General features: G+C 60.7%; 19 protein-coding genes. 8 read left to right on the top strand and 11 right to left on the bottom strand.

Annotated features, from left to right (window positions below; translation table 11 throughout):
- Positions 1-29: 29 nt before the first annotated feature.
- Positions 30-1157, bottom strand: coding sequence for a hypothetical protein (locus EN861_RS15440; protein ID WP_127869388.1), 1128 nt, complete (start codon positions 1155-1157; stop codon positions 30-32).
- A gap of 427 nt (positions 1158-1584) precedes the next feature.
- Here EN861_RS15440 and EN861_RS15435 point away from each other — a divergent pair, with 427 nt between their 5' ends.
- A complete protein-coding gene (locus tag EN861_RS15435) occupies positions 1585-2088 on the top strand; it encodes a GNAT family N-acetyltransferase (protein ID WP_167531228.1) in 504 nt (167 codons plus the stop codon).
- Positions 2089-2156: 68 nt separating this feature from the next.
- Here EN861_RS15435 and EN861_RS15430 read toward each other — a convergent pair whose 3' ends face one another.
- Both EN861_RS15430 and EN861_RS15425 read right to left on the bottom strand, forming a co-directional pair.
- Positions 2157-2726, bottom strand: a complete 570-nt coding sequence (locus EN861_RS15430; RefSeq protein ID WP_127869390.1) for a DUF2569 family protein — start codon at positions 2724-2726, stop codon at positions 2157-2159.
- Positions 2727-2850: 124 nt separating this feature from the next.
- The gene (locus EN861_RS15425) at positions 2851-3465 is read right to left on the bottom strand and encodes a TetR/AcrR family transcriptional regulator (RefSeq protein WP_127869391.1); all 615 of its coding nucleotides are present in this window, start codon (positions 3463-3465) and stop codon (positions 2851-2853) included.
- A 91-nt stretch (positions 3466-3556) separates the two neighbouring features.
- Between EN861_RS15425 and EN861_RS15420 the strand changes: the two genes are divergently transcribed.
- Genes EN861_RS15420 through EN861_RS15400 form a run of 5 tightly spaced genes read left to right on the top strand, consistent with a single transcriptional unit; the run spans position 3557 to position 8111 of the window.
- Positions 3557-4642, top strand: a complete 1086-nt coding sequence (locus EN861_RS15420) for a spermidine/putrescine ABC transporter substrate-binding protein (protein ID WP_135864244.1) — start codon at positions 3557-3559, stop codon at positions 4640-4642.
- Positions 4643-4655: 13 nt separating this feature from the next.
- A complete protein-coding gene (locus EN861_RS15415) occupies positions 4656-5501 on the top strand; it encodes an ABC transporter permease (RefSeq protein WP_135864242.1) in 846 nt (281 codons plus the stop codon).
- A gap of 2 nt (positions 5502-5503) precedes the next feature.
- The gene (locus EN861_RS15410; RefSeq protein ID WP_127280418.1) at positions 5504-6286 is read left to right on the top strand and encodes an ABC transporter permease; all 783 of its coding nucleotides are present in this window, start codon (positions 5504-5506) and stop codon (positions 6284-6286) included.
- Positions 6283-7347 (top strand): ABC transporter ATP-binding protein, encoded by a 1065-nt coding sequence (locus tag EN861_RS15405; protein ID WP_127280419.1) that lies wholly within the window; start codon positions 6283-6285, stop codon positions 7345-7347. Before EN861_RS15410 ends, EN861_RS15405 begins: the two co-directional genes overlap by 4 nt.
- Before the next feature lie 2 nt (positions 7348-7349).
- Positions 7350-8111, top strand: a complete 762-nt coding sequence (locus EN861_RS15400; RefSeq protein WP_127280420.1) for an MBL fold metallo-hydrolase — start codon at positions 7350-7352, stop codon at positions 8109-8111.
- 9 nt (positions 8112-8120) lie between these two features.
- Here the strand turns inward: EN861_RS15400 and EN861_RS15395 are convergent, their stop codons facing one another.
- From EN861_RS15395 to EN861_RS15385, 3 genes are all read right to left on the bottom strand, one after another.
- On the bottom strand, positions 8121-8816 hold the full coding sequence (locus EN861_RS15395) for a TetR/AcrR family transcriptional regulator (protein ID WP_127280421.1): 696 nt from the start codon (positions 8814-8816) through the stop codon (positions 8121-8123).
- A gap of 28 nt (positions 8817-8844) precedes the next feature.
- Positions 8845-10272: an amidase gene (locus EN861_RS15390; protein ID WP_127869397.1), complete on the bottom strand. Its 1428-nt coding sequence runs from the start codon at positions 10270-10272 to the stop codon at positions 8845-8847.
- Between the two features lie 97 nt (positions 10273-10369).
- Positions 10370-11404: an extracellular solute-binding protein gene (locus tag EN861_RS15385; RefSeq protein WP_127281143.1), complete on the bottom strand. Its 1035-nt coding sequence runs from the start codon at positions 11402-11404 to the stop codon at positions 10370-10372.
- Between the two features lie 1035 nt (positions 11405-12439).
- On the opposite strand from EN861_RS15385, the gene EN861_RS15375 reads away from it, so the two are divergent.
- A complete protein-coding gene (locus tag EN861_RS15375) occupies positions 12440-13213 on the top strand; it encodes an NAD kinase (RefSeq protein ID WP_127280995.1) in 774 nt (257 codons plus the stop codon).
- Between the two features lie 192 nt (positions 13214-13405).
- A complete protein-coding gene (locus EN861_RS15370; RefSeq protein ID WP_189343638.1) occupies positions 13406-14983 on the top strand; it encodes a DEAD/DEAH box helicase in 1578 nt (525 codons plus the stop codon).
- Positions 14984-15139: 156 nt separating this feature from the next.
- Here EN861_RS15370 and EN861_RS15365 read toward each other — a convergent pair whose 3' ends face one another.
- From EN861_RS15365 to prfB, 5 genes are all read right to left on the bottom strand, one after another.
- Positions 15140-15745: a hypothetical protein gene (locus EN861_RS15365; protein WP_135864240.1), complete on the bottom strand. Its 606-nt coding sequence runs from the start codon at positions 15743-15745 to the stop codon at positions 15140-15142.
- Between the two features lie 238 nt (positions 15746-15983).
- Entirely contained in the window at positions 15984-16634 is a 651-nt protein-coding gene (locus tag EN861_RS15360; protein WP_015318025.1) for an OmpA family protein, read from the bottom strand.
- A gap of 152 nt (positions 16635-16786) precedes the next feature.
- Positions 16787-17155 carry a GFA family protein gene (locus tag EN861_RS15355; RefSeq protein WP_127279144.1) on the bottom strand — a complete coding sequence of 123 codons (369 nt, stop codon included), beginning with the start codon at positions 17153-17155 and terminating at the stop codon, positions 16787-16789.
- A gap of 130 nt (positions 17156-17285) precedes the next feature.
- A complete protein-coding gene (locus tag EN861_RS15350; RefSeq protein WP_127279145.1) occupies positions 17286-17654 on the bottom strand; it encodes a hypothetical protein in 369 nt (122 codons plus the stop codon).
- Between the two features lie 576 nt (positions 17655-18230).
- Positions 18231-19362, bottom strand: a protein-coding gene (gene prfB / locus EN861_RS15345; RefSeq protein WP_127279146.1) for a peptide chain release factor 2 whose coding sequence is annotated in 2 segments (ribosomal slippage) — positions 18231-19295 and positions 19297-19362 — 1131 coding nt in all. Because the reading frame shifts where the segments join, the coding sequence is not laid out codon by codon here.
- Between the last annotated feature and the right edge of the window lie 16 nt (positions 19363-19378).

Raw genomic sequence — 19378 nt, 5'->3', positions numbered from 1 at the left:
CCAAAAAGCGGTACCAGTCGTTACGCAGCTTAAGGCGTCGAGAATTCTATCTGACCTTTAACTTGGCATACGACGTTATTCGTATCATTTGTGCAGCGGACCAAGGCAAGGTTCGCGAAAGGCAGCTGCGTCATAGGCTTAAAACCAGTGTCGGAGGTCAGCGAGTTTTCGCAGTAGTTGTTAGTCGCATCGTTTACGATTGGATTTCCCGAGGGATATTCAACCTGGGTCGTAATGCGACAACCCAATTCTTTTTTCGCACCTGTAATAAAAATCGTTCCGGTAACTTTTATCTCAACCGGCCGATCCTTAGGCATTTCAGAGCAAGCGGCCGAAAATAGGTTTCGGGGCATTGCATCAGTAGGTCCAGCTCCCTCCGTGTAAAATGGAACAACGCACTTTACACATTGCCCATCTTTAACCTCAGCGCAACCGCGAATAAAATCCTTTACAACAGGCAAGAATTGCATTCCGCTGGTACTACCGCAGCTAACCCCCTTTTGGTCTGTCGTAATCACTATACGTCCTCCATCGTGTGTCACCCGATGAAATGATACTATTGATGGATTTGCAGATTCTATGTCCATTCCGACATAGTTACGTAGTGGCTTTATTACCTTGTCGTCATAATCTATCGATTTTACTTTCACAATTGTTCTTCCGCTCGCCGCGTTTGGTATGTATAATATATTTACCTCAAGTCTCTCAGGATCTGATGTCTGAGACACAGAGCAATAAAGTCCAGGATGACCGTGGTCATTACAATTTGACCACGCTGAAACGACACTAGAATTTGCTTCAACAACCTTTTCAAAAAATTTATGGCTTTCCGCTTTATGCTCGGAAAGGTAAGTTGCGAGTGATTTGCTATAACTTTCATTATGAGTCTCGCCCTTCTCCCAAGCGCTTGAAAAATCGACTGGTATATCGTCGACCAAAAATGTCAAACCTGCGTTGGCGCTCTGTTTCGCAACAGATTCTTTCGTAGCCATTTCATTTGAATTTAACCAGTTAATGTAGTCAGACTCAAATCTATCATCATGCATTGTTGTGCGATTGCTTATAAGGCCAGATAATATCGCGTTGCAATCACTTTGCGCTAAGGCGGCCCCCGTCAATGCAAACAGGCACGACAAGACATAGAAAAGCAGACGCATGCAATCCTCCCCTCTTTGCTGCAGGATACACAAACATATTGATCGCTCTATTGCTATACACGAAAGTGCGATAAGGGGTGCGAGGTAGGCCGCTACGGGCCTTCGGAATTAGGCCCGTCCGGGTTCTGAGGGGATGGCGTGGGGCTTCCTCCCCCCAGAATAGGCAAGTTTACCCCACGATTCCCCTAACAACGACCGTTTGCAATGATGGCATCGTTGATTATTGAATTCATTGCGGATTAGTTGTCGGCCTACTGAGCTAGCGCCTGTTTGATACTGCAGAATGCGTGCATTTGCAGGCGACCCTTCTATCTGGTGTTTGTGTGAGGATACCCTTGGCGCCGGACTTCCACGAACACCGTCTTGCGTGCGCGGTTGCCCTGCGTAATGTTCAGCCGGGGTAATGGATTTCACAGGGGCTGGGGACATGGCGAACGCCGACATTACACAGATCGACGCGGCAGGTCTCAACCGGGTCCGGGACTTGGCCCTGGTCATCTGGCCAGCGCACTATGCGCCGCTGATTGGCGCCGAGCTGATCCCGCCAATGGTAGCGGACATGTATTCGCTTGACACGCTTGGTGCGGACATCCGCGATCGAGGCCACCTGTACTGGATCGCCTCGGTTGACGGGAAAGACGTTGGCTATGCGTCGGCCTACTTGAAAGACGGACGCCTGTGGATCAAGAAACTCTATCTGCTGCGGTCCGTTCGGGGCATGGGGCTCGGAAAGCGGTTTATCGCGGCGATCAGGAACCATTACGGGAGGCAGCACCCGCAGGCCCTTTACGTAAGCGAACGCAATGAGACAGCTATCGTATTCTACAAGTCGCAAGGCTTTGCAATTGAGAGTTTGGAACCCGTGCAAATGGGCCCGTATCATTTCGAGGACTATGTGATGGTCAGGGCTGGGCAAGATGCCGCCCCTTGACCCTGCAAACGTGCCTTTCAGGCCGTGATCGGTGAGCGTCGCATGCTGCTCGGTGCGAGTGCAATTCCCTATGAAGCACTCGCTGGCTGGGCAGATACGTTCGTCCTGGTGAACGTATTCCGCACCCTGACGGACCTGTAGACATAAGCGACCCAGATGCCTGTCCCAACAAACGAGGCTATCGGCGCCGCCAGCGCATTGCCTGCGAGCACTTGGTTCACCGCAACGCCGAGAATGGAGGCAATCCAGATCGTGTCCAGGACAAAGACGACAGGGATCGCAAGCCACTGAAGCAGAAACAATTGCGGGAAGCGATGGCTTCGCCGCAGCATCGAAACGAGCACTACCAGCTGAAGCGCCAGGAATGCCAGATTAAGAGCAACCTCGCCATACACGGCCAGGGAGCCATTCGGGAGGATCATGAGTTGCTGGTAGCCGTCGGCCGAGCTGGCGAAGTCGGCGAGTGTGCGCAGCGGTGACAATGTCTGACCGATAGCCAGCAGCATCAGCCAGCCGCCGAAGCCCACAAGAGCCTCAGGATTCTGTGACGGCTTCGCGGCTGATCGAACAGCAAAGAAAACAGGCACGCCGATCAACAGCAGCACGATCACCCAATGCCAGATGGAAAACGCCCCCATTTACCCCTCCCTTTTATGCCCCTCTAAGTTGTATCAGATTTCAAACTCAACTCAAGGGCCAAGCTTTGGGTAAGACGACGTGTGACGCCGAAGCGACGACTTCTCCTGCCTGCTCCTGACTCCCTCACACTCCAATCGCCGCCACCAATATCCTGTTCTGCCTGCGTATCGCTGCCCTCAGCTCCGGTATCCTAGCCTCTTCGCGTTTCACGAATTCGATGAACATCATGTTCATGTTGTTGAAGATCAGTTCGCCAAGCGCCGCGCCGTCGATGTCCTGCCGCACCAGGCCAATCTCCTGCAGCCGGGCGATCAGCGCGCGGATCTGTTCGGTGAGCGAGCGGTCGAGGCCGGTGTAAGCCTGGCCGAACGGGCTGTCGGGCAATTGCGTCGAGATCGCCATTGCCTGCCGCCACATCTCCTTGCTGAGATAGTGCAGCGAGTGCTCGATATAGATGCCGATCAGCGTGTCCAGCGCATCGCCGACATTGGCCGGCGGTCGGGCGACCACGCCGCGCCCGGCATTGAGCACCTCGTTGACCTCCAGCGAGACGATGGCGCCGAGGATGTCGCCCTTGTTCTGGTAGTAATTGTAGATGGTGCCGATCGACACTTCGGCCTGCGCGGCGATCGCCTCGATCTTGGCGCCCTCATAGCCGGCCTCGCGGAAAAGTGCCGCCGCAGCCTCGATGATGCGCCTGTGACGGTCCGCCTTTTGCCGTGCCCGCAATCCGCTCATATCAGCCTCTTGCCACAAAAATCGAATTGACTCAATTTTAGAATTGGTTCAATTTTTTGCAAGAAGCCATAAAGGCAAGGGAGAACACTCGATGTCCATCAAATCCGGAAATCCGCTTTCCGTCCTGAAACGCCAGCTGCACGCAGCGTGCGCCGCCACGGCATTGCTGCTTGCGGCGGGCAGCCTTGCCGAGGCCGCCGATCTCAACGCGTTGATCTGGTGCGATCATTCCGATCCGGCGCTGCTGCAGCCCTTCGAGGCCGCCAACAACGTCAAGGTCAACGTCAAGGAATTCGAAGGCACCGGCGCCGGCCTCGCCATTGTCGAGCAGTCGCAGCCGGGCGATTGGGACGTGATGGTGATCGACAGCATCGACGTGCCGCGCGGCGTCGAAAAGGGCCTGTTCGAGCCGCTGCCGGAAGACAAGCTGCCCTTCGCCGACCTCTTCCCGCAGGTGAAGATGGACGGATCGACCGTCGTCGGCGGCAAGCGCTACGGCATCACCGAAAAGTTCGGCTACAACACGATCGGCTTCAACAAGACCAAGGTCGACCCGGCCGACATGCAGTCCTTGGCGTCGCTGAGCAGCGACAAATACAAGGGCAAGGTCGCCATCTACGACTACTATCTTCCCGTGATCGGCATGGCCGCTCTCGCCATCGGCAAGAAGACGGCCGACCTCGGCGAAGCCGATCTGCCCGCCCTCAAGGCAGAGCTTCTCAAGATGAAGGCCAATGCGAAGCTGGTCGGTGAAGTCACCGCCAGCCAGACGGCGCTAGCGACCGGCGAGGTCGACATATTGGTCGGCGGCGGCGAATGGGTGACGGCAGGCCTTGCGAAGGAAAACCCGGCGCTGGACTTCTCCATTCCGAAAGAGGGTGCGGTGCTGTGGTCGCAGTCGCTCGCCATGTTCAAGGATTCCAAGAACAAGGACATGGCGCTGAAATTCATCCAGTACATCATGAGCCCGGAAGGCCAGGCGCGCCTTGCCACGTCGTCCTGCTACTGGGGCATGCCGTCCAACACCAAGGCCACACTGACCGATGACCAAAAGAAGGTCCTGCGCTTCGACGAGCAGCCTGGCTTCCTCGCCCGTGCGCAGGCCTATCCGGCGCCGAATGCCGATCTCGACAAGAAGATGCAGGATATGTGGACCGAAATGCTGCAGGCCAAGTGAGCGACCGCGGCTCATGAACTCGACAGGAAACAGCGGGCGTGCCCTGCCCTGGGCGCTGGTCACGCCGGCACTGGGCTGGACGCTGCTGTTCTTCGTGCTCCCGTTCGTGGCCATGGGGTTTTCGAGCCTCACGTCGCATGAGAACGGCGGCTTCACGCTTGCCAACTACAGCCAGTTCTTCAGCAATCCCTCCTACTGGCAGGCGATGGTGAACTCGCTGCAGGTCACCGCCATCGTCACCGTGGTCTCCGTGCTGCTCGCCTATCCCTTCGCCTGGATCCTGGCCGAACAGGTGCCGGAGCGCTGGCAGCGGCTGGCGCTGATGCTGGCCGTGCTGCCGTTCTGGACCTCCTATGTCGTGCGCTCCTATTCGTGGCTGCTGGTGCTGGCGCAGAACGGCGTCATCAACCGCGCGTTGACCGGTTCTGGCCTGATCAGCGAGCCGCTGCAGCTCGCCAATACGCGCTTGGCCACCGTCACCGGCTTCGTGCATTTCTTCGTCATGCTTTTGACGCTGACCATCTTCGCCAATCTGAAGCAGCTCAGCCCGAGCTACCGCAAGGCCGCCGCCGATCTCGGCGCCGGGCCGGTGCGCACCTTCCTGCATGTCATCCTGCCGCTGACCTTGCCGGGCATCATGGTGGGCGCGTTCCTCACCTTCGTGCTGTGCATCGGCGACTACATCACACCGCAAATCCTCGGCGGCAACAACGAGCTTCTGATGCCGCAGTTGGTGATGATGCAGATCGGCCGTCGCGGCGACTTTCCGCTGGCCTCGGCGCTGTCGATCATCCTGATGGCGGTCGTCACCATTGCCTACCTCGCCTGCGCCCGCTGGCTGAAGATCGAGCGGGCCTGAGCATGCACAGGATTGTCCGCATCGCTTCGTGGATTTACGCGCTTGCCGTCTATGGCTTCATCTTCCTGCCGGTCGTCGTGCTGGTGCTGTTCTCGCTGCAATCGACCTCCTTCCCGATTCCGCCATTCACCGGCCCGTCGCTGCGCTGGTACGAGGCTGTTCTCTCAGATAGGCGGCTGACGTCGGCACTCGTCAATTCGCTGTCGGTCGCGGTGCTTTCCTCGGCCACCGCCGTCACGCTCAGCTTCCTTTCGGCCTGGGGTTTCGCGCGTTTTGTGCTGCCCGGCTCGGGTCTGCTGCGCGGGCTGATCACACTGCCGTTGACGGTGAGCTACCTCATCATCGGCATGGGGCTTTTGGTGCTGTTCAACTGGGCCGGCGTGCCGAAGTCGCTGCTTGCCGCCGGCATCGGCCATGTCGTGATCAACCTGCCGCTGTGTTTTGCCATCATCTACAGCCAGATGGGCGACCACCAGATCAACATCGAGCGCGCCGCACGCGATCTTGGCGCGCCTGAATGGAAGGTGCTGCTGCTGATCAGCGTGCCGGTGATGGCGCCGGCCATTTTCGCCGGCTTCTTCCTGTCGATGACCTTCTCCTGGGATGAGTTCGTTATCTCCTTCCTGCTCACCCGCTTCGACACCACGCTGCCGGTGGAAATCTGGAACCTGCTGCGCTCCGGCCTCAACCCCAAGACCAATGCCGTCGGGTCGCTCGTCTTTGCCGTCTCGATCGTGCTGGTGGTGTTCTTCGAACTGACCTTGCTGCGGAGAAAGCCGGCATGAACGCGCCCCTGGTCGATATCCGCGACGTCTCGCACCGCTTCGGCCAGCATCCCGTGCTGAAAAGCGTCTCGCTGACGATAGAGACCGGCAGCTATACGATCCTGCTCGGACCCTCGGGCTCCGGCAAGACGACGCTGCTCTCCATTCTCGGGGGCTTCGTCAACCCCAGCGAAGGCAAGGTTCTCATCCGCGGCCAGGACTGCACCTTCGTGCCGCCGGCCAAGCGCCCGACGACGACGGTCTTCCAGGATTATGCGCTGTTCCCGCATATGAGCGTCGGCGGCAATGTCGGCTTCGGCCTGCGCATGCAGGGTGTCGACGGCGCGACGCGGGCGGCAAAAGCACGCGAAGCCCTGGCACTGGTGGGGCTGGCCGCCGCCTTCGACAAGAAGCCGCACCATCTTTCCGGCGGCCAGCGCCAGCGCGTCGCATTGGCGCGCGCGCTGGTCATCGAGCCGGCAGTGCTCCTGCTCGATGAGCCGCTCGGCGCGCTCGACCTCAAACTGCGCCGCCAGATGCAGGACGAATTGAAGGCGATCCAGAAGCGCGTCGGCACCGCCTTCATTCATGTCACCCACGACCAGGAAGAAGCGATGGCGCTGGCCGACCATTGCGTGGTGATGAATGACGGCCGCATCGAGGACGAAGGGCCGCCCGAGCGCGTCTATGCCAGGCCGGCGACGCGCTTTTCCGCGACCTTCATGGGCGAGAGCACGATCCTTGCCGGCACGGTCGTGGAGACCGGGGACCGGACGAGCACCGTCGCGACGCCGGTCGGACCGGTGTTGCTGCCCAGTGCGTTGCCGTTGGGGTCGGCGGCCGCATTGGCCATACGGCCTGAGCACCTCGTGCTGGGCACGACTTCGGGTGGCACGAAGCTCGGCAAGGCGGACGTGAGCGACGTCGTCTTCCAGGGCAGTTTCAAGCGCATGCTTGCGACGTCCGTCGAAGAACCCTCCTTGCAGTTCATCGCCAAGCTGCCCGCTACCGCCACTGTCCGGCCGGGCGACACGGTGGCGATTTCGTGCGATACCGACCAGATCATCCTGCTGGCGGATTGAACATGGGCATGCTCGCGGTCATCGACGCACCGGACTGGTACGAGACCATCCGCATGGCCGACGGCATCACGCTGATCCACGAGCCCTGGATCAAGCCGTTCTTCCGCTGCAACATGTGGCATGTGCGCGGCCGCGACCGCGATCTCCTGTTCGACAGTGGTCTCGGCCATTTCAGCCTGCGCACCCATGTGCCCCTGGTGAGCGAGCGCAAGCTGACCTGCGTCGCCAGCCACACGCATTTCGACCATATCGGCTGCCACCATGAATTCCCCGATCGCTGCGTGCATGGGGCTGAAGCGGCAATCCTGGCCGATCCTCGCAACGAATGGACCGCTGCAGGTACCTATGCGACCGACGACATGTTCGACCGCCAGCCAAAAGGCTGGGAAACAGCACGCTACCGCATCCAGCCCGCGCCGGCCGGCCGTCTGCTCGCGCATGGCGACATCATCGATCTCGGCGACCGCGCCTTCGAGGTCGTCCACACGCCAGGCCATTCGCCCGGCGGCATTGCGCTGTACGAGAAGAAGACCGGCATCCTGCTGTCCGGCGACATCATCTATGACGGCCCGCTGATCGATGATGTCTACCACTCGGATATTTCCGACTACATGGCGACACTGCTCGCCATGCGCGATCTCGACGTCTCAGTCGTGCATGGCGGCCATTTCCCGAGCTTCGGAAAGGTGCGCTACCTCCAGTTGATCGACGAATACCTGGCGCGGAAGCGGCAGGCCGGCTGCCATCTGCGGCAGAGCCCTTGAGGGGCGAGTTTACCGCAGCAAGTCGAAATGCCGTGGAAAGGCCTGATGCAGCAGCAGCAGCATGGTCTTGCGCAGCACGTCGGTGTCGCGGCCGGACGGGTTGAGGTGATCCCAGTACCATGCTCCGTGAACGAGGTAATTCAGGCTCTCCGACAGCGTGTGGATGTCGACGCCGCCGTAACCCCCGTCGCGCGCAATCTCGACCAGCAGTTCCCGCGCTTCGGCGGTGTAGGCGAGATCGCTGGGCAGGCCGATTTCATTGTAAATCTGCATGCTCTTGCGGTCGCTGGAGAACACGACAAAGACCGACACCCATTTCGGATGCTGCCGGGCAAAGCGTTGCGCGCAGTCTACTGCTCCCAGCAGCCTTTCGACCGGCGTCAGGCCGGGCGCCCGCACCAGGGCGAGCCACAGCGCGTCATATTGATCGCTGAGATACTGAAGCACTGCCCTGAACAAATTCTCCTTGCTGCGGAAGTGAAAGACCACCAGGGCGTTGGACGAGCCGACATGCTCGGCGATACGCTGCATGGTGACGCTCGCCAGCCCCTCCTCAGCGATGAGCTCGATTGTGGCGTCGAGAATGCGCTGCACGCTGGCTTCGCCGCGCTCGCGGCGGCGGTCCTTGGGCGCGGCGTCATTGGCCGAAGCCCTGCCCTTGGCTGTCGCGACCGTGCGCTTTGCCGTAGCTTTGCGTTGCACCATCTTCGTCAATTTCCCTTGCATCGCCAGATCAAAGCGATGGGCGCGTTCCGGCGCTTGTGTACCATTGCCCCTGTGCCGTTTCATAGGCCATCGCGGCCCGGAAGACATCGGCATCGCTATAGGTGCGGCCGACGATCTGGAAGCCCGTCGGCACGCCGCTTGCCGCCCGCCCCGACGGCATGGAAAGCACCGGACAGCGGCTCATCATGTTGAACGGCGTCGTCATCACCCAGCCCAGCGAAGGGTTCACCTCTCTACCGTTGATCTCGACGGTTCCCGTGGTCTGGTCGAACTCCGCCGGCACCGCGGGAAGCGCGTTCGTCGGGCAGATCAGCACATTGTAGGTCTCCAGCAGCGGACCCAGCGTCTGATACATCCGTGCTGCCACATCCAGTGTCGCGACGAAGTCGGTGGCCTTGGATTTTTGCCCATCCTCGGCAAACCGCCTGGCATAGCTGGTCATGTCGCTGCCGTGCTCGGCAAGCAGTTGCGACAGCGAAGCGCCGAAAAGATGCTCCAGATAGGCCATTCCTGCCTTGAGCACCCCGTCATCCCAGCCGAGATCGACTTCCTCGACCGTTGCCCCAAGCGAGCGGAACACGTCGCAGGCGGCAAGCATGTTGCCGCGGACGTCGGCGTCGACCTCGAAAGAGCCCAGGTCCATCGAGAAGGCAATCTTCCAGCCCTTGATCGGCTGGTAATCGAGCGGCAGCCGCAGCTTCGGGCGAAGCGTGGCGATGTCGAGTGGACTCGGCCCCGCCATGACATTCTGCAGCAGGATCGCATCCCGGACGTTCCGGGCCAGCGGCCCGGTGTGGCAATAGAAATCGAGGTTGAAGGGCGGCTCGTCCGGGTTGCGCCCATAAGGCGGCTTGTAGCCGACGAGACCGCAGGCCGACGCCGGAATACGGATCGATCCGGCAATGTCGGAGCCGGTGGCGATCGACGACGTGCCCGAAGCCAGCGTTGCCGCCGAACCTCCCGACGAGCCACCTGGCGTGAAGTCGCGGTTCCAGGGGTTGCGGGTGACGCCCCACCGCTTCGACCAGGTATAACCGGCGCAGCTGAATTCGGGCGTAGCCGTGCGCGCATGGACGATGCCACCGGCCTTGATGATGCGCTCATTCATCGTCGAGGTGTGGCCGCTTATGGCATCCCTGGACAGCAGCGAGCCATGCGACGTCGGCTTGCCCTTGATATAGCTCTCGTCCTTGATGCCGATCGGCAGGCCCTCGAGCGCGCCGGTCCTGGCGCCCTTGGCGTATCTCGCCTCCGCTTTCGCGGCCAGCTTCATCGCCTCCTCGAAATGCGTGAAGGTGAAGCAGTTGATCGCCGATTTGGTGGCCTCGGCGCGGCGGATGGTGGCCTGCATCAGTTCGACGGGCGAGAGTTTCCTCGCCTTGAACAGCCGCAACGCCTCGCTGGCGGGCATGTAGCAAAGGTCGAGATCGGACATAGAAAATCTCCCGCGATCACGTGATCGCACCTGGCATGAAGGTGGCCGGACCGCGCATCGCGGCCCGGTGGCTCTTTGTTGGGTTTGGCTGGTGGCGCTACTTCTGGAGGTCGGTCCAGATTTTCGTGTAAAGCGCCTGCACATCCGGCGGGCAGGCCGGCATGAACTGGCCCTTGGCGGCGAACTCCGCCGGGATATTCACCTCAGGCGCGTTCTTCATATCGTCGGGCATGAAGGCGTCCGAGCCCTTGATCCCGTTCGAATAGCGGGCGAAAGCCGAAATCATCGCGGCGTTCTTCGGGTCCATGATGAAATTCTGGAAGAGCTTGGCATTGTCGACGTTCTTGGCGTCCTTGAGGACGGCGACATTGTCCATCCAGATCGGAAAGCCTTCCTTGGGGTAGCCATAGACGATCTTGTCGTTCTGCAGCCGTTCGCGCAGCGATATGCCGTTCCAGTTGACGCCGGCGGCGATATCGCCCCTGCCCAGGCCATCGACCGCCGCATAGTCGAGCGAAAGCCATTTCGCCTTCGCCTCGACCAGCTTGTCGTGCACCTTCTTCAGCACCTGCATGTCGTTGGTGCAGTACTGGCCGCCTTCATAGGCGATGGCGAGGAACATGATGTCCCCCATTTCGGGCACGACATTGATCTTGCCGACGAGCTCGGCCGGCGGGTCGAGGAACAGCGCCGACGTGTTGGGGTCCCCGGCATAGACCGACTTGTTCACCGAAATGCCTGTCGTTCCCCACTGCCAGGGAACGGTGTATTTGCGGCCCGGATCAAAAGGAACGTCGACCCACCTGGGATCGACATTCCTGAAATTCTCCATTGCGTTGGGATCGGTTTCCAGCAGCAGGCCTTCGCTGATCCAGATCGGCACGACGCTGGCCGAGGGCACGACGATGTCATAGCCGGAAGCACCCTGGCGGACCTTGGCCAACGCGGTGTCGTTGGAGTCGTAGTCGGTCACGGTGACCTTGATCTTGTAGGTCTCCTCGAACTTCTTGATGAGGTCCGGGCTGGTGTAATTGCCCCAATTATAGATGTTGAGTTCGCCATCGGCGCGGGCAACGCCGGTTACGGCGAACAGCGACAGCCCGACGGCAGCCGCGGTCAGTTTCCAGTTCATGCGAGTTGCTCCCATTGTTGGGACCGGCGGCGGCGTCGCCTCGGGTCCATTCCTGCTGACGAAAGAAAGCCGTATCCGCCGACCGCAACCTCAAGGGTCTGGCGGAACCATCGGCGCACAGCACCTCGACGCACCGGACCTTGCCGGATGACTGCCAAGACATTCCCCTTTGTTTCGTAGCCATTCACCGGCGCATACCGGCTGGCCAACTCTGTTTTCGTTACAAGCGATAATTATAACTAAACGTACAGTCAATATCTTTGTGACGACTTGGCCAGATAGTACATTTTGCGGCAGCGCCAACGTGCAGGTGATGGTGGACGCGACGCCGGCGGAGGTACGAGGCGAACAATGGGGTACAGCAGCGCCGATCACCCAGCGGGGCGGCCGGGGAGCGAAATAAACCGGTCTTGCGCCAGCCGGTGATCTGCCACCTCAGGATAACGGCAGGTGCCTGTCGAGCTCGGCGATACTCGGATGGTGCCGATCGGTCAGCGTATCTGGCGGCCTACAGGGCCCTTTGCGGGCAAGGCATCCCGGCGGCATCACCGCAGCGTGACGCGGTGGGAACCGGTCTGGCGCTCATTTGTTCCGACTGGCGCACCAGTTCAGCGAAGACAAGCGCGAAACTTCCCAACATGACAAAGACGATGATCAGGCGTGCTACCGGCAATGTGTCGGCCTCGTCTGGCTGGCGCATGTCCCGCTGGCATTAGGATCCGCGGGATCTTGCACACAAATCTACCGTACCGCAGCGTCCTTTGCGTCCCGAAGGATAAGGCGGTGCCGCGGGCGCCCCACGCCACCCATGCCGGCTAACATGATCGATCCGGCTTTACGAGGCCTTAAGCCCGACCTTAACGATCACATTCGATCGCGCCACGACATCAACCGCGACCGCCCCGTGCGGCGGCGCTGCCGCGCGTCGCTGCGCGAACTGGCAGAGGGTCTCTTTGCAGACCCGCCCGCCCCATGCTACCCCGGCGCTGGCGCGGCCAGTACCTGCCGGCGCCAATCGGTCGCGATCGGGAAGCCATGAGCACAGCCGCCAACAGCATCGCTTTCGTCTCGTCCGACACAACGGACGCCAAGGCGGCGCTGGAGAGCCTGTCGGCGCGCTACGGTCAATGTTCTGTCGCCGAAGCGACTGTCGTGGTGGCGCTGGGCGGTGACGGCTTCCTGCTGCAGACCTTGCGCGAAACGATGGGTACGGGAAAGAAAGTCTACGGCATGAACCGTGGCACGATCGGCTTCCTGATGAATGAGTATCGGTCCGGCGGGCTCACCGAGCGCATCGCGGCTGCGGTCGCCGAAACGATCCGACCGCTGGAGATGCTGGCAACCACCTCGGACGGCGAACACCTCACGGCGGTGGCGATCAACGAAGTTGCGCTGTGGCGCCAATCCTATCAGACGGCCAAGATCCGCATCAGCGTCGATGACCAGGTACGGTTGGAGGAACTGAGCTGCGACGGCGTCATGATCGCGACGCCGGCCGGATCGACCGCGTACAATCTTTCCGCGCACGGCCCGATCCTGCCGCTCGATGCGCCACTTCTGGCTCTCACGCCGGTCAGCCCGTTTCGTCCGCGACGCTGGCGCGGCGCATTGCTTTCCAACAAGGCGAGCGTGCGCTTCGACATTCTGGAGCCGGAAAAGCGGCCGGTGAACGCTGCCGCCGACCACACGGAGGTCAAGGCGGTGACCTCGGTTACGGTGCGGGAATCGCCGACGGCCACGGCGACTTTGCTGTTCGATCCCAATCACTCCTGGAACGAGCGCATCCTGGCCGAACAGTTCCGTTACTGAGCCGGCACACAGACAAGCGGCCGGATTAAGCATCGCGATTAAGGTTACAACTTCACAATCGCGCCAACCCTGCCCGTTTCTGTTGACAAATCGCGGGCTTGCGCCTAATCGCAATACCAATCTTGCAGGCGCGTGGCGCTTGCCGCGACGAATGACGTTGCGCTTCCCCGAACCAGCCAAAGACAGCAACACTTGTCCTCAGACACGACGATCGCTCAAGAAGCGTTGACCTTTTCAGACCTCGGCCTGTCGCCGAAGGTGCTTTCCGCAGTCACCGATGCCGGCTATACCCAGCCGACCCCGATCCAGGCTGGTGCGATCCCGCACGCCTTGCTCGGCAAGGACGTGCTGGGTATTGCCCAGACCGGCACCGGCAAGACCGCCTCCTTCGTGCTGCCGATGCTGACCCGGCTGGAAAAGGGCCGCGCCCGCGCCCGCATGCCGCGCACGCTGATCCTCGAGCCGACGCGTGAGCTTGCCGCGCAGGTCGAAGAAAACTTCGTCAAATACGGCAAGAACCACAAGCTCAACATCGCATTGTTGATCGGCGGCGTGTCGTTCGACGAGCAGGACAAGAAGCTGGAGCGCGGCGCCGACGTGCTGATCGCGACGCCGGGTCGTTTGCTCGACCACCGCGAGCGCGGCAAATTGCTGCTCAACGGCGTCGAGATCCTCGTCATCGACGAGGCCGACCGCATGCTCGACATGGGCTTCATTCCCGATATCGAACGCATCTGCGAGATGATTCCGTTCACCCGGCAGACGCTGTTCTTCTCGGCGACCATGCCGCCGGAGATCACCAAGCTGACGGAAAAATTCCTGCACGCGCCGGTTCGCGTCGAGGTCTCCAAGGCCGCGTCGGCGGCCACCAACATCATCCAGCGACTGGTCAAATCGGGCTCGAAGCCTTGGGACAAGCGCGAAACGCTGCGCAACCTGATCAAGGCCGAGGATGCGGAGCTGAAGAACGCAATCATCTTCTGCAATCGCAAGATCGAGGTTTCGGAGCTGTTCCGCTCGCTGCTGAAATATGATTTCGACGCCGGCGCACTGCATGGCGACATGGACCAGCGCGCCCGCATGCAGATGCTGGCCAATTTCCGTGACGGCAAGCTGCGTTATCTCGTCGCCTCCGATGTCGCCGCGCGCGGCCTCGACATTCCCGACGTCAGCCATGTCTTCAACTACGACGTGCCTATCCATGCCGAGGACTATGTCCACCGCATCGGCCGCACCGGCCGCGCCGGCCGCTCAGGCAAGTCCTTCACCATCGCGACCAAGTCCGACACCAAATATATCGACGCCATCGAGCGGCTGATCGGCAACAAGATCGAGTGGCATGACGGCGACCTGTCGACAGTGGTTGCCAGCGAAGGCGAGGACGATGCTCCGCGCCGTGGCAAAGGCGCGCCGCGCCGCGCCGGCCGCAAGGACGAGGACCGCAACGACAGGGGCGCGCGCAACAAGGGCGGCGAGCGTCGCGGCAGACGCAGCGAGGAAGATGCCGCGACCGCGGTTGCTCAACCGCAGCCGGATGTGGCCGAGACGGCCGATATTGTCGAACGGCGCGCGCGCAAGGATGCGATCCGCTCGGAAAACACCGAGCGCAAATCGTCCGACCGCAATGAGCCGCGCGCACCTGAGCGCGGTGACACCAGGCCGCAGCGCAGCAACAGCCGCCCTGCCCGCCACCATCAGGAAGACAATGACACCACCGTCGGCTTCGGCGACGACATGCCGGCCTTCATGCGCATCGTCGCCAAGGTCTGACGCCAGCCAGCAAGCCGCCTAGCCGGCTTGCCTTCCTTTTCGCCCTGCAGCCAAGAGCAATCGAGGAAAAGCCGTATGGTGCTTTCCCGTCGTGAATTGCTTGGAAACGAAGCTTTGGGGGGCCAGCGATTCTTTTGGACGCTGGTCCGCTCCAGGTCACATCGGTCCGGGCATCATCTTGGTCGGTTTCTCCAGCATCGGAAACTCGGCCTTGTTGCATTTCACCTTCGGATTCGTCGGGCTGAACATGCCGTTCGGATTGTCGTCGAGCCAGGCGTGAAGATCGTAGTGGACGAACTCCCTTGGAATAAGCGGATAGTGTCCCTCCATCGGACCCATGAAGGTTTGGCCAAACAGCTTCGGCGGCGCCTTGATGTCCGGGGTTAGCGGCACCAGCCATTCCACGCCAACCAGCTTCAGGCCTTTCTTGGTCGGCTCATAGATCAGGACGTTGGGCTTCATCGGGTCGAGTTTCTGGCCGACGCTCGGGACGTTGACGAAATGGATGCCCATGGCGCCCTTCGGATAGTCCATGGAGCCAGGTATCTTTTCGCCGCTGTAGTAGACGCAGCCGACGGTCGACAGATAGAGATCGCGGACGGCGGCGGTGTAGTCCTGATATTTGACAAGCGATTTCTTCAAGGCCTCGATGTCGGCCTTGTTGGCGTCCTCGGCATGAGCCGCAGCGAGGCCCAACCAGGCACCTACAACACTTGTCAAAGCGAGGACGCCGTAGCGTCCAAGGCTGATTGTTCTTGTCATGCATTCCTCCCAGATTTCATGATCTGGCCGTGCAAGACCGAGGCGGAAAGTGCTGATTTCGCGGCCAGTTGTACCGCCTCATCCCCTCTGGAACAGCATCGATGCTATTCCTTTCCATGACCGCGGGAAAGCTATTATTTAGAATTAGCTAATTTTCCAGTACCACACTGAAGGGGGTCGAGTCCGCGCAACAAAAAACGGCCCCATGTGGGGCCGCTTCGCATTTCTTGCCGAACAATCAGGTGAGCGGCGAAAGCTGGATCTCGACGCGTCGGTTCTGGGCCCGGCCTTCGGCCGTGGCATTGGAGGCGACGGGTCGCGTCTTGCCGAAACCGGTGACGGCGAAGCGACGCTGATCGACGCCCTGACCGGACAGGTAGTTGGCGACCGCCAGTGCGCGGCGCTGCGACAGATCGAAATTGTGCTGGTCGCCACCGGTCGAATCGGTGTGGCCGAAAACATCGACCGTGGTCTGCTTGAACTTCTTCAGCACCAGGGCGACGGAATTAAGCACCTGGTAGAAGCCGGGCTTCACCGCGTCCTGGTCGGTGTTGAAGGTGATATCCGATGGCATGTTGAGGATGATCTGGTCGCCGCTGCGCGTAACGCTGACGCCGGTGCCTTCGAGCTGCCGGCGCAGTTCCGCCTCGTTCTGGTCCATCGTGGCGCCGATCGCACCGCCGGCCAGCGCGCCGATGCCGGCGCCGATCAGCGCATTGCGGCGATCATTGCCGCCGGCAAGCAGACCAAGGCTGGCGCCTGCAAGAGCGCCAAGACCGGCGCCCGCGGCGGTGTTGGAAATCTTCTGGTCGCCCGTATACGGATCGGTGGTGGTGCACGCAGTCACGAGCAGAGCCGTCGCCATAACGACGAGCACGGTCTTTTTCATAGAATGGTCCCTCTCCAAGTCACGCCTTACGATGGCGCCAAATCAGCCCTTGGCGCGACTTGTACCATGAAATGCGGCGAAAAACGGAACGGGAAAAGTGGCCGTTGCAGCTTTTCGCCGGAGCCAGTTGCCTGACGAAGCGCCATCACGGGCTACCAGAGATTCTTGCCGTCGATGACCACCACTTCGACCTGGTCGAGATCGAAATCGTCGAACAGCCGCGAGTTGACGCTGATCTTCGGATTGTCGAAGTCCGGCTCGCCGGTCGACCAGTCCGGCGTTTCGGTGAAGGTGCCGCAGCCGCAGGTGGCGCAAAACCCATGCTTTATGGTCTTTGAACCCCATTGGTAGAAGGAAACGTTCTTCTGCGGTGTGATGAGCTTGAACTGCGATGGCGTATAGTAGGCCCAAAGCGAGCCGCGTTTCGAGCAGAACGAACAGGTGCATTGCGTCACCGTTTGCGGCGCCTCCGAGACCTCGAATATCGTCGCCTTGCAGTGGCAGCTTCCCTTGATGGCCATGAAGTCTTCTCCATTGTCCACCGCCCATGCGGCAGGGCAACATAAAGAAGCGCTCCTGGCAACTGCCTGTCAGCATGCTCCATCGCGACTGAGCATCGTCATCGTTCGAAGCGACGATGCACTTGCTTTGTCAGTACGAGCGTGGCGGCACGAACAGGCAGATGGTCTTGCCCGCGTCGAGACCCGCCTGATGCGCGCACCAGTGGAATTCGCCGTCGGGGCTGTCCTTCACGCGCCTGTCGGTCATCGGGACCACCTCCCCTGTCCCGGCGATCACATAGCCTTCGGGTTTCTCCAGCACCTCGCCCGAATGGGTCGTGCGGCAATCGTAGTTTGCACAGCAAGCAAAGGGATAACTCCAGCCCTGCGGCAGGACCGGGCTGGGCTTGGCATCGTGGGCCAAGGCAGGCGCCGTCAGCGCCGCCATCGCAAACAAGGAAAACAGCAGTCGGCCGGCCGGATGAACGGCTTGGGCCGATCTAGACGAGGCAGCAGACATCGAAACATTCCTTTCGAGCATCAAGCGTTGCGCTTGCCCGTTCCCGGAACGTGTCTTCCCAGTGGCCGTATCGTCAGCTCGCAGATATGCCGCGTCCGGCCATAAATGCTTCTGTTACAGCCCGAATGCTGGGCTGATTCCTTGGTCGGCGCAAGAAATTGCTTCGGCTGCGGTGCAGCCGAGCGCCGATAAGTCAGCTCTAAAGGGTGCGCCGGCTTGGTAAACAGAAGGTTGACATCGCCGGGTCTGCAAGATGGCAGTCAACGAATTCCGGGACTGATTGGTTCCGGCTATGCGTCCGGGACGGCTATTGCGGCGGGTCGTCGGCGATGGTGAACCACGGCGCCTTGGAGCCGACTAGATATGCGCCGTCGGCCGAATCGTTGGATCGTCAGCCAGCGTGCCCATGGCGACGTGGACATCGGCGCCGTCGCAGACGAGCGAATAGAGCAACAAGCCGGAACGGCTGCAATGCGTATCATGGCTGCTCTCGTCGCCGAAATGGATCAGCCTGTGGGGCCCTTCGGCAAGGGTGCACTTATCCCGTTCGATCCCCGCCTCAAGATATGCCGGATTCTAGTCCAGATCCGCCACCGCTTCGCCCGCGCCGCCCTCGATGCGTTGCGAAAGCGAGGCTTCCATGAAGTCGTCGAGATCGCCGTCGAGCACGCTCGACGGGCTGGTGCTTTCGACGCCGGTGCGCAGATCCTTGACCAGCTGATAGGGCTGCAGCACGTAGGAACGGATCTGGTGACCCCAGCCGATATCGCTTTTCGAGGCCTCGGTCGCGTTGGCGACCGCTTCGCGCTTCTTCAGCTCTTCCTCGTAGAGGCGCGAGCGCAGCATCTCCCAGGCCTTGGCCTTGTTCTTGTGCTGCGAGCGTTCGGCCTGGCATGCGACGGCAATGCCGGTGGCGATATGGGTGATGCGCACGGCCGAATCGGTGGTGTTGACGTGCTGGCCGCCCGAGCCGGACGAACGATAGGTATCGATGCGCACGTCGGATTCGGAGACGTCGATCTCTATCCTGTCGTCGACGACAGGATAGACCCAGACGCTGGAGAAGGACGTATGGCGGCGCGCATTGCTGTCATAGGGCGAAATACGCACCAGGCGATGGACACCGGATTCGGTCTTCAACCAGCCATAGGCATTGTGCCCTTTGATCAGCAAGGTGGCGGATTTGATGCCCGCCTCTTCGCCGTCATGCACTTCCAGCACCTCGACCTTGAAGCGGCGGCGCTCGGCCCAGCGCGTATACATGCGCAACAGCATCGAGGCCCAGTCCTGGCTTTCGGTACCGCCGGCGCCGGCATGGATTTCGAGATAGGTGTCGTTGGCGTCGGCCTCGCCCGAGAGCAACGTCTCGACCTGGCGGGCCTTGGCCTCGCCCTGCATCGAACGGATCGCGGCCTCAGCCTCGGCGATGACGCCTTCGTCGCCCTCTTCCTCGCCGAGCTCGATCAGGCCGATATTGTCTTCCAGCGCCTGCGTCAGGCCCTTGACCGCCGCGATGCCTTCCTCGAGGCCCTGGCGTTCGCGCATTAGCTTCTGCGCTTCCAGCGGTTCGTTCCAGAGGCTGGCGTCCTCGGCTCGCACGTTCAGGTATTCAAGCCGCTTTATGGCCTGATCCCAGTCAAAGATGCCTCCTCAGCAGGGTTATCGCCTGCCTGATCTCGTCGACAATATTCTGCGTTTCCGCGCGCATGGCCTGATATTTTGTC

The organism is Mesorhizobium sp. M8A.F.Ca.ET.218.01.1.1, from assembly GCF_004791165.1.
Taxonomy (GTDB): Bacteria; Pseudomonadota; Alphaproteobacteria; order Rhizobiales; family Rhizobiaceae; genus Mesorhizobium.
Note: the sequence above shows the minus strand (reverse complement) of the source record. Positions and strands in the feature narration are given on the sequence as shown.

Coding starts and splice junctions, on each gene's coding strand:
- EN861_RS15440 (WP_127869388.1), bottom strand. CDS start 1,157: ATGCGTCTGCTTTTCTATGTCTTGTCGTGCCTGTTTGCATTGACGGGG.
- EN861_RS15435 (WP_167531228.1), top strand. CDS start 1,585: ATGGCGAACGCCGACATTACACAGATCGACGCGGCAGGTCTCAACCGG.
- EN861_RS15430 (WP_127869390.1), bottom strand. CDS start 2,726: ATGGGGGCGTTTTCCATCTGGCATTGGGTGATCGTGCTGCTGTTGATC.
- EN861_RS15425 (WP_127869391.1), bottom strand. CDS start 3,465: ATGAGCGGATTGCGGGCACGGCAAAAGGCGGACCGTCACAGGCGCATC.
- EN861_RS15420 (WP_135864244.1), top strand. CDS start 3,557: ATGTCCATCAAATCCGGAAATCCGCTTTCCGTCCTGAAACGCCAGCTG.
- EN861_RS15415 (WP_135864242.1), top strand. CDS start 4,656: ATGAACTCGACAGGAAACAGCGGGCGTGCCCTGCCCTGGGCGCTGGTC.
- EN861_RS15410 (WP_127280418.1), top strand. CDS start 5,504: ATGCACAGGATTGTCCGCATCGCTTCGTGGATTTACGCGCTTGCCGTC.
- EN861_RS15405 (WP_127280419.1), top strand. CDS start 6,283: ATGAACGCGCCCCTGGTCGATATCCGCGACGTCTCGCACCGCTTCGGC.
- EN861_RS15400 (WP_127280420.1), top strand. CDS start 7,350: ATGGGCATGCTCGCGGTCATCGACGCACCGGACTGGTACGAGACCATC.
- EN861_RS15395 (WP_127280421.1), bottom strand. CDS start 8,816: ATGGTGCAACGCAAAGCTACGGCAAAGCGCACGGTCGCGACAGCCAAG.
- EN861_RS15390 (WP_127869397.1), bottom strand. CDS start 10,272: ATGTCCGATCTCGACCTTTGCTACATGCCCGCCAGCGAGGCGTTGCGG.
- EN861_RS15385 (WP_127281143.1), bottom strand. CDS start 11,404: ATGAACTGGAAACTGACCGCGGCTGCCGTCGGGCTGTCGCTGTTCGCC.
- EN861_RS15375 (WP_127280995.1), top strand. CDS start 12,440: ATGAGCACAGCCGCCAACAGCATCGCTTTCGTCTCGTCCGACACAACG.
- EN861_RS15365 (WP_135864240.1), bottom strand. CDS start 15,745: ATGACAAGAACAATCAGCCTTGGACGCTACGGCGTCCTCGCTTTGACA.
- EN861_RS15360 (WP_015318025.1), bottom strand. CDS start 16,634: ATGAAAAAGACCGTGCTCGTCGTTATGGCGACGGCTCTGCTCGTGACT.
- EN861_RS15355 (WP_127279144.1), bottom strand. CDS start 17,155: ATGGCCATCAAGGGAAGCTGCCACTGCAAGGCGACGATATTCGAGGTC.
- EN861_RS15350 (WP_127279145.1), bottom strand. CDS start 17,654: ATGTCTGCTGCCTCGTCTAGATCGGCCCAAGCCGTTCATCCGGCCGGC.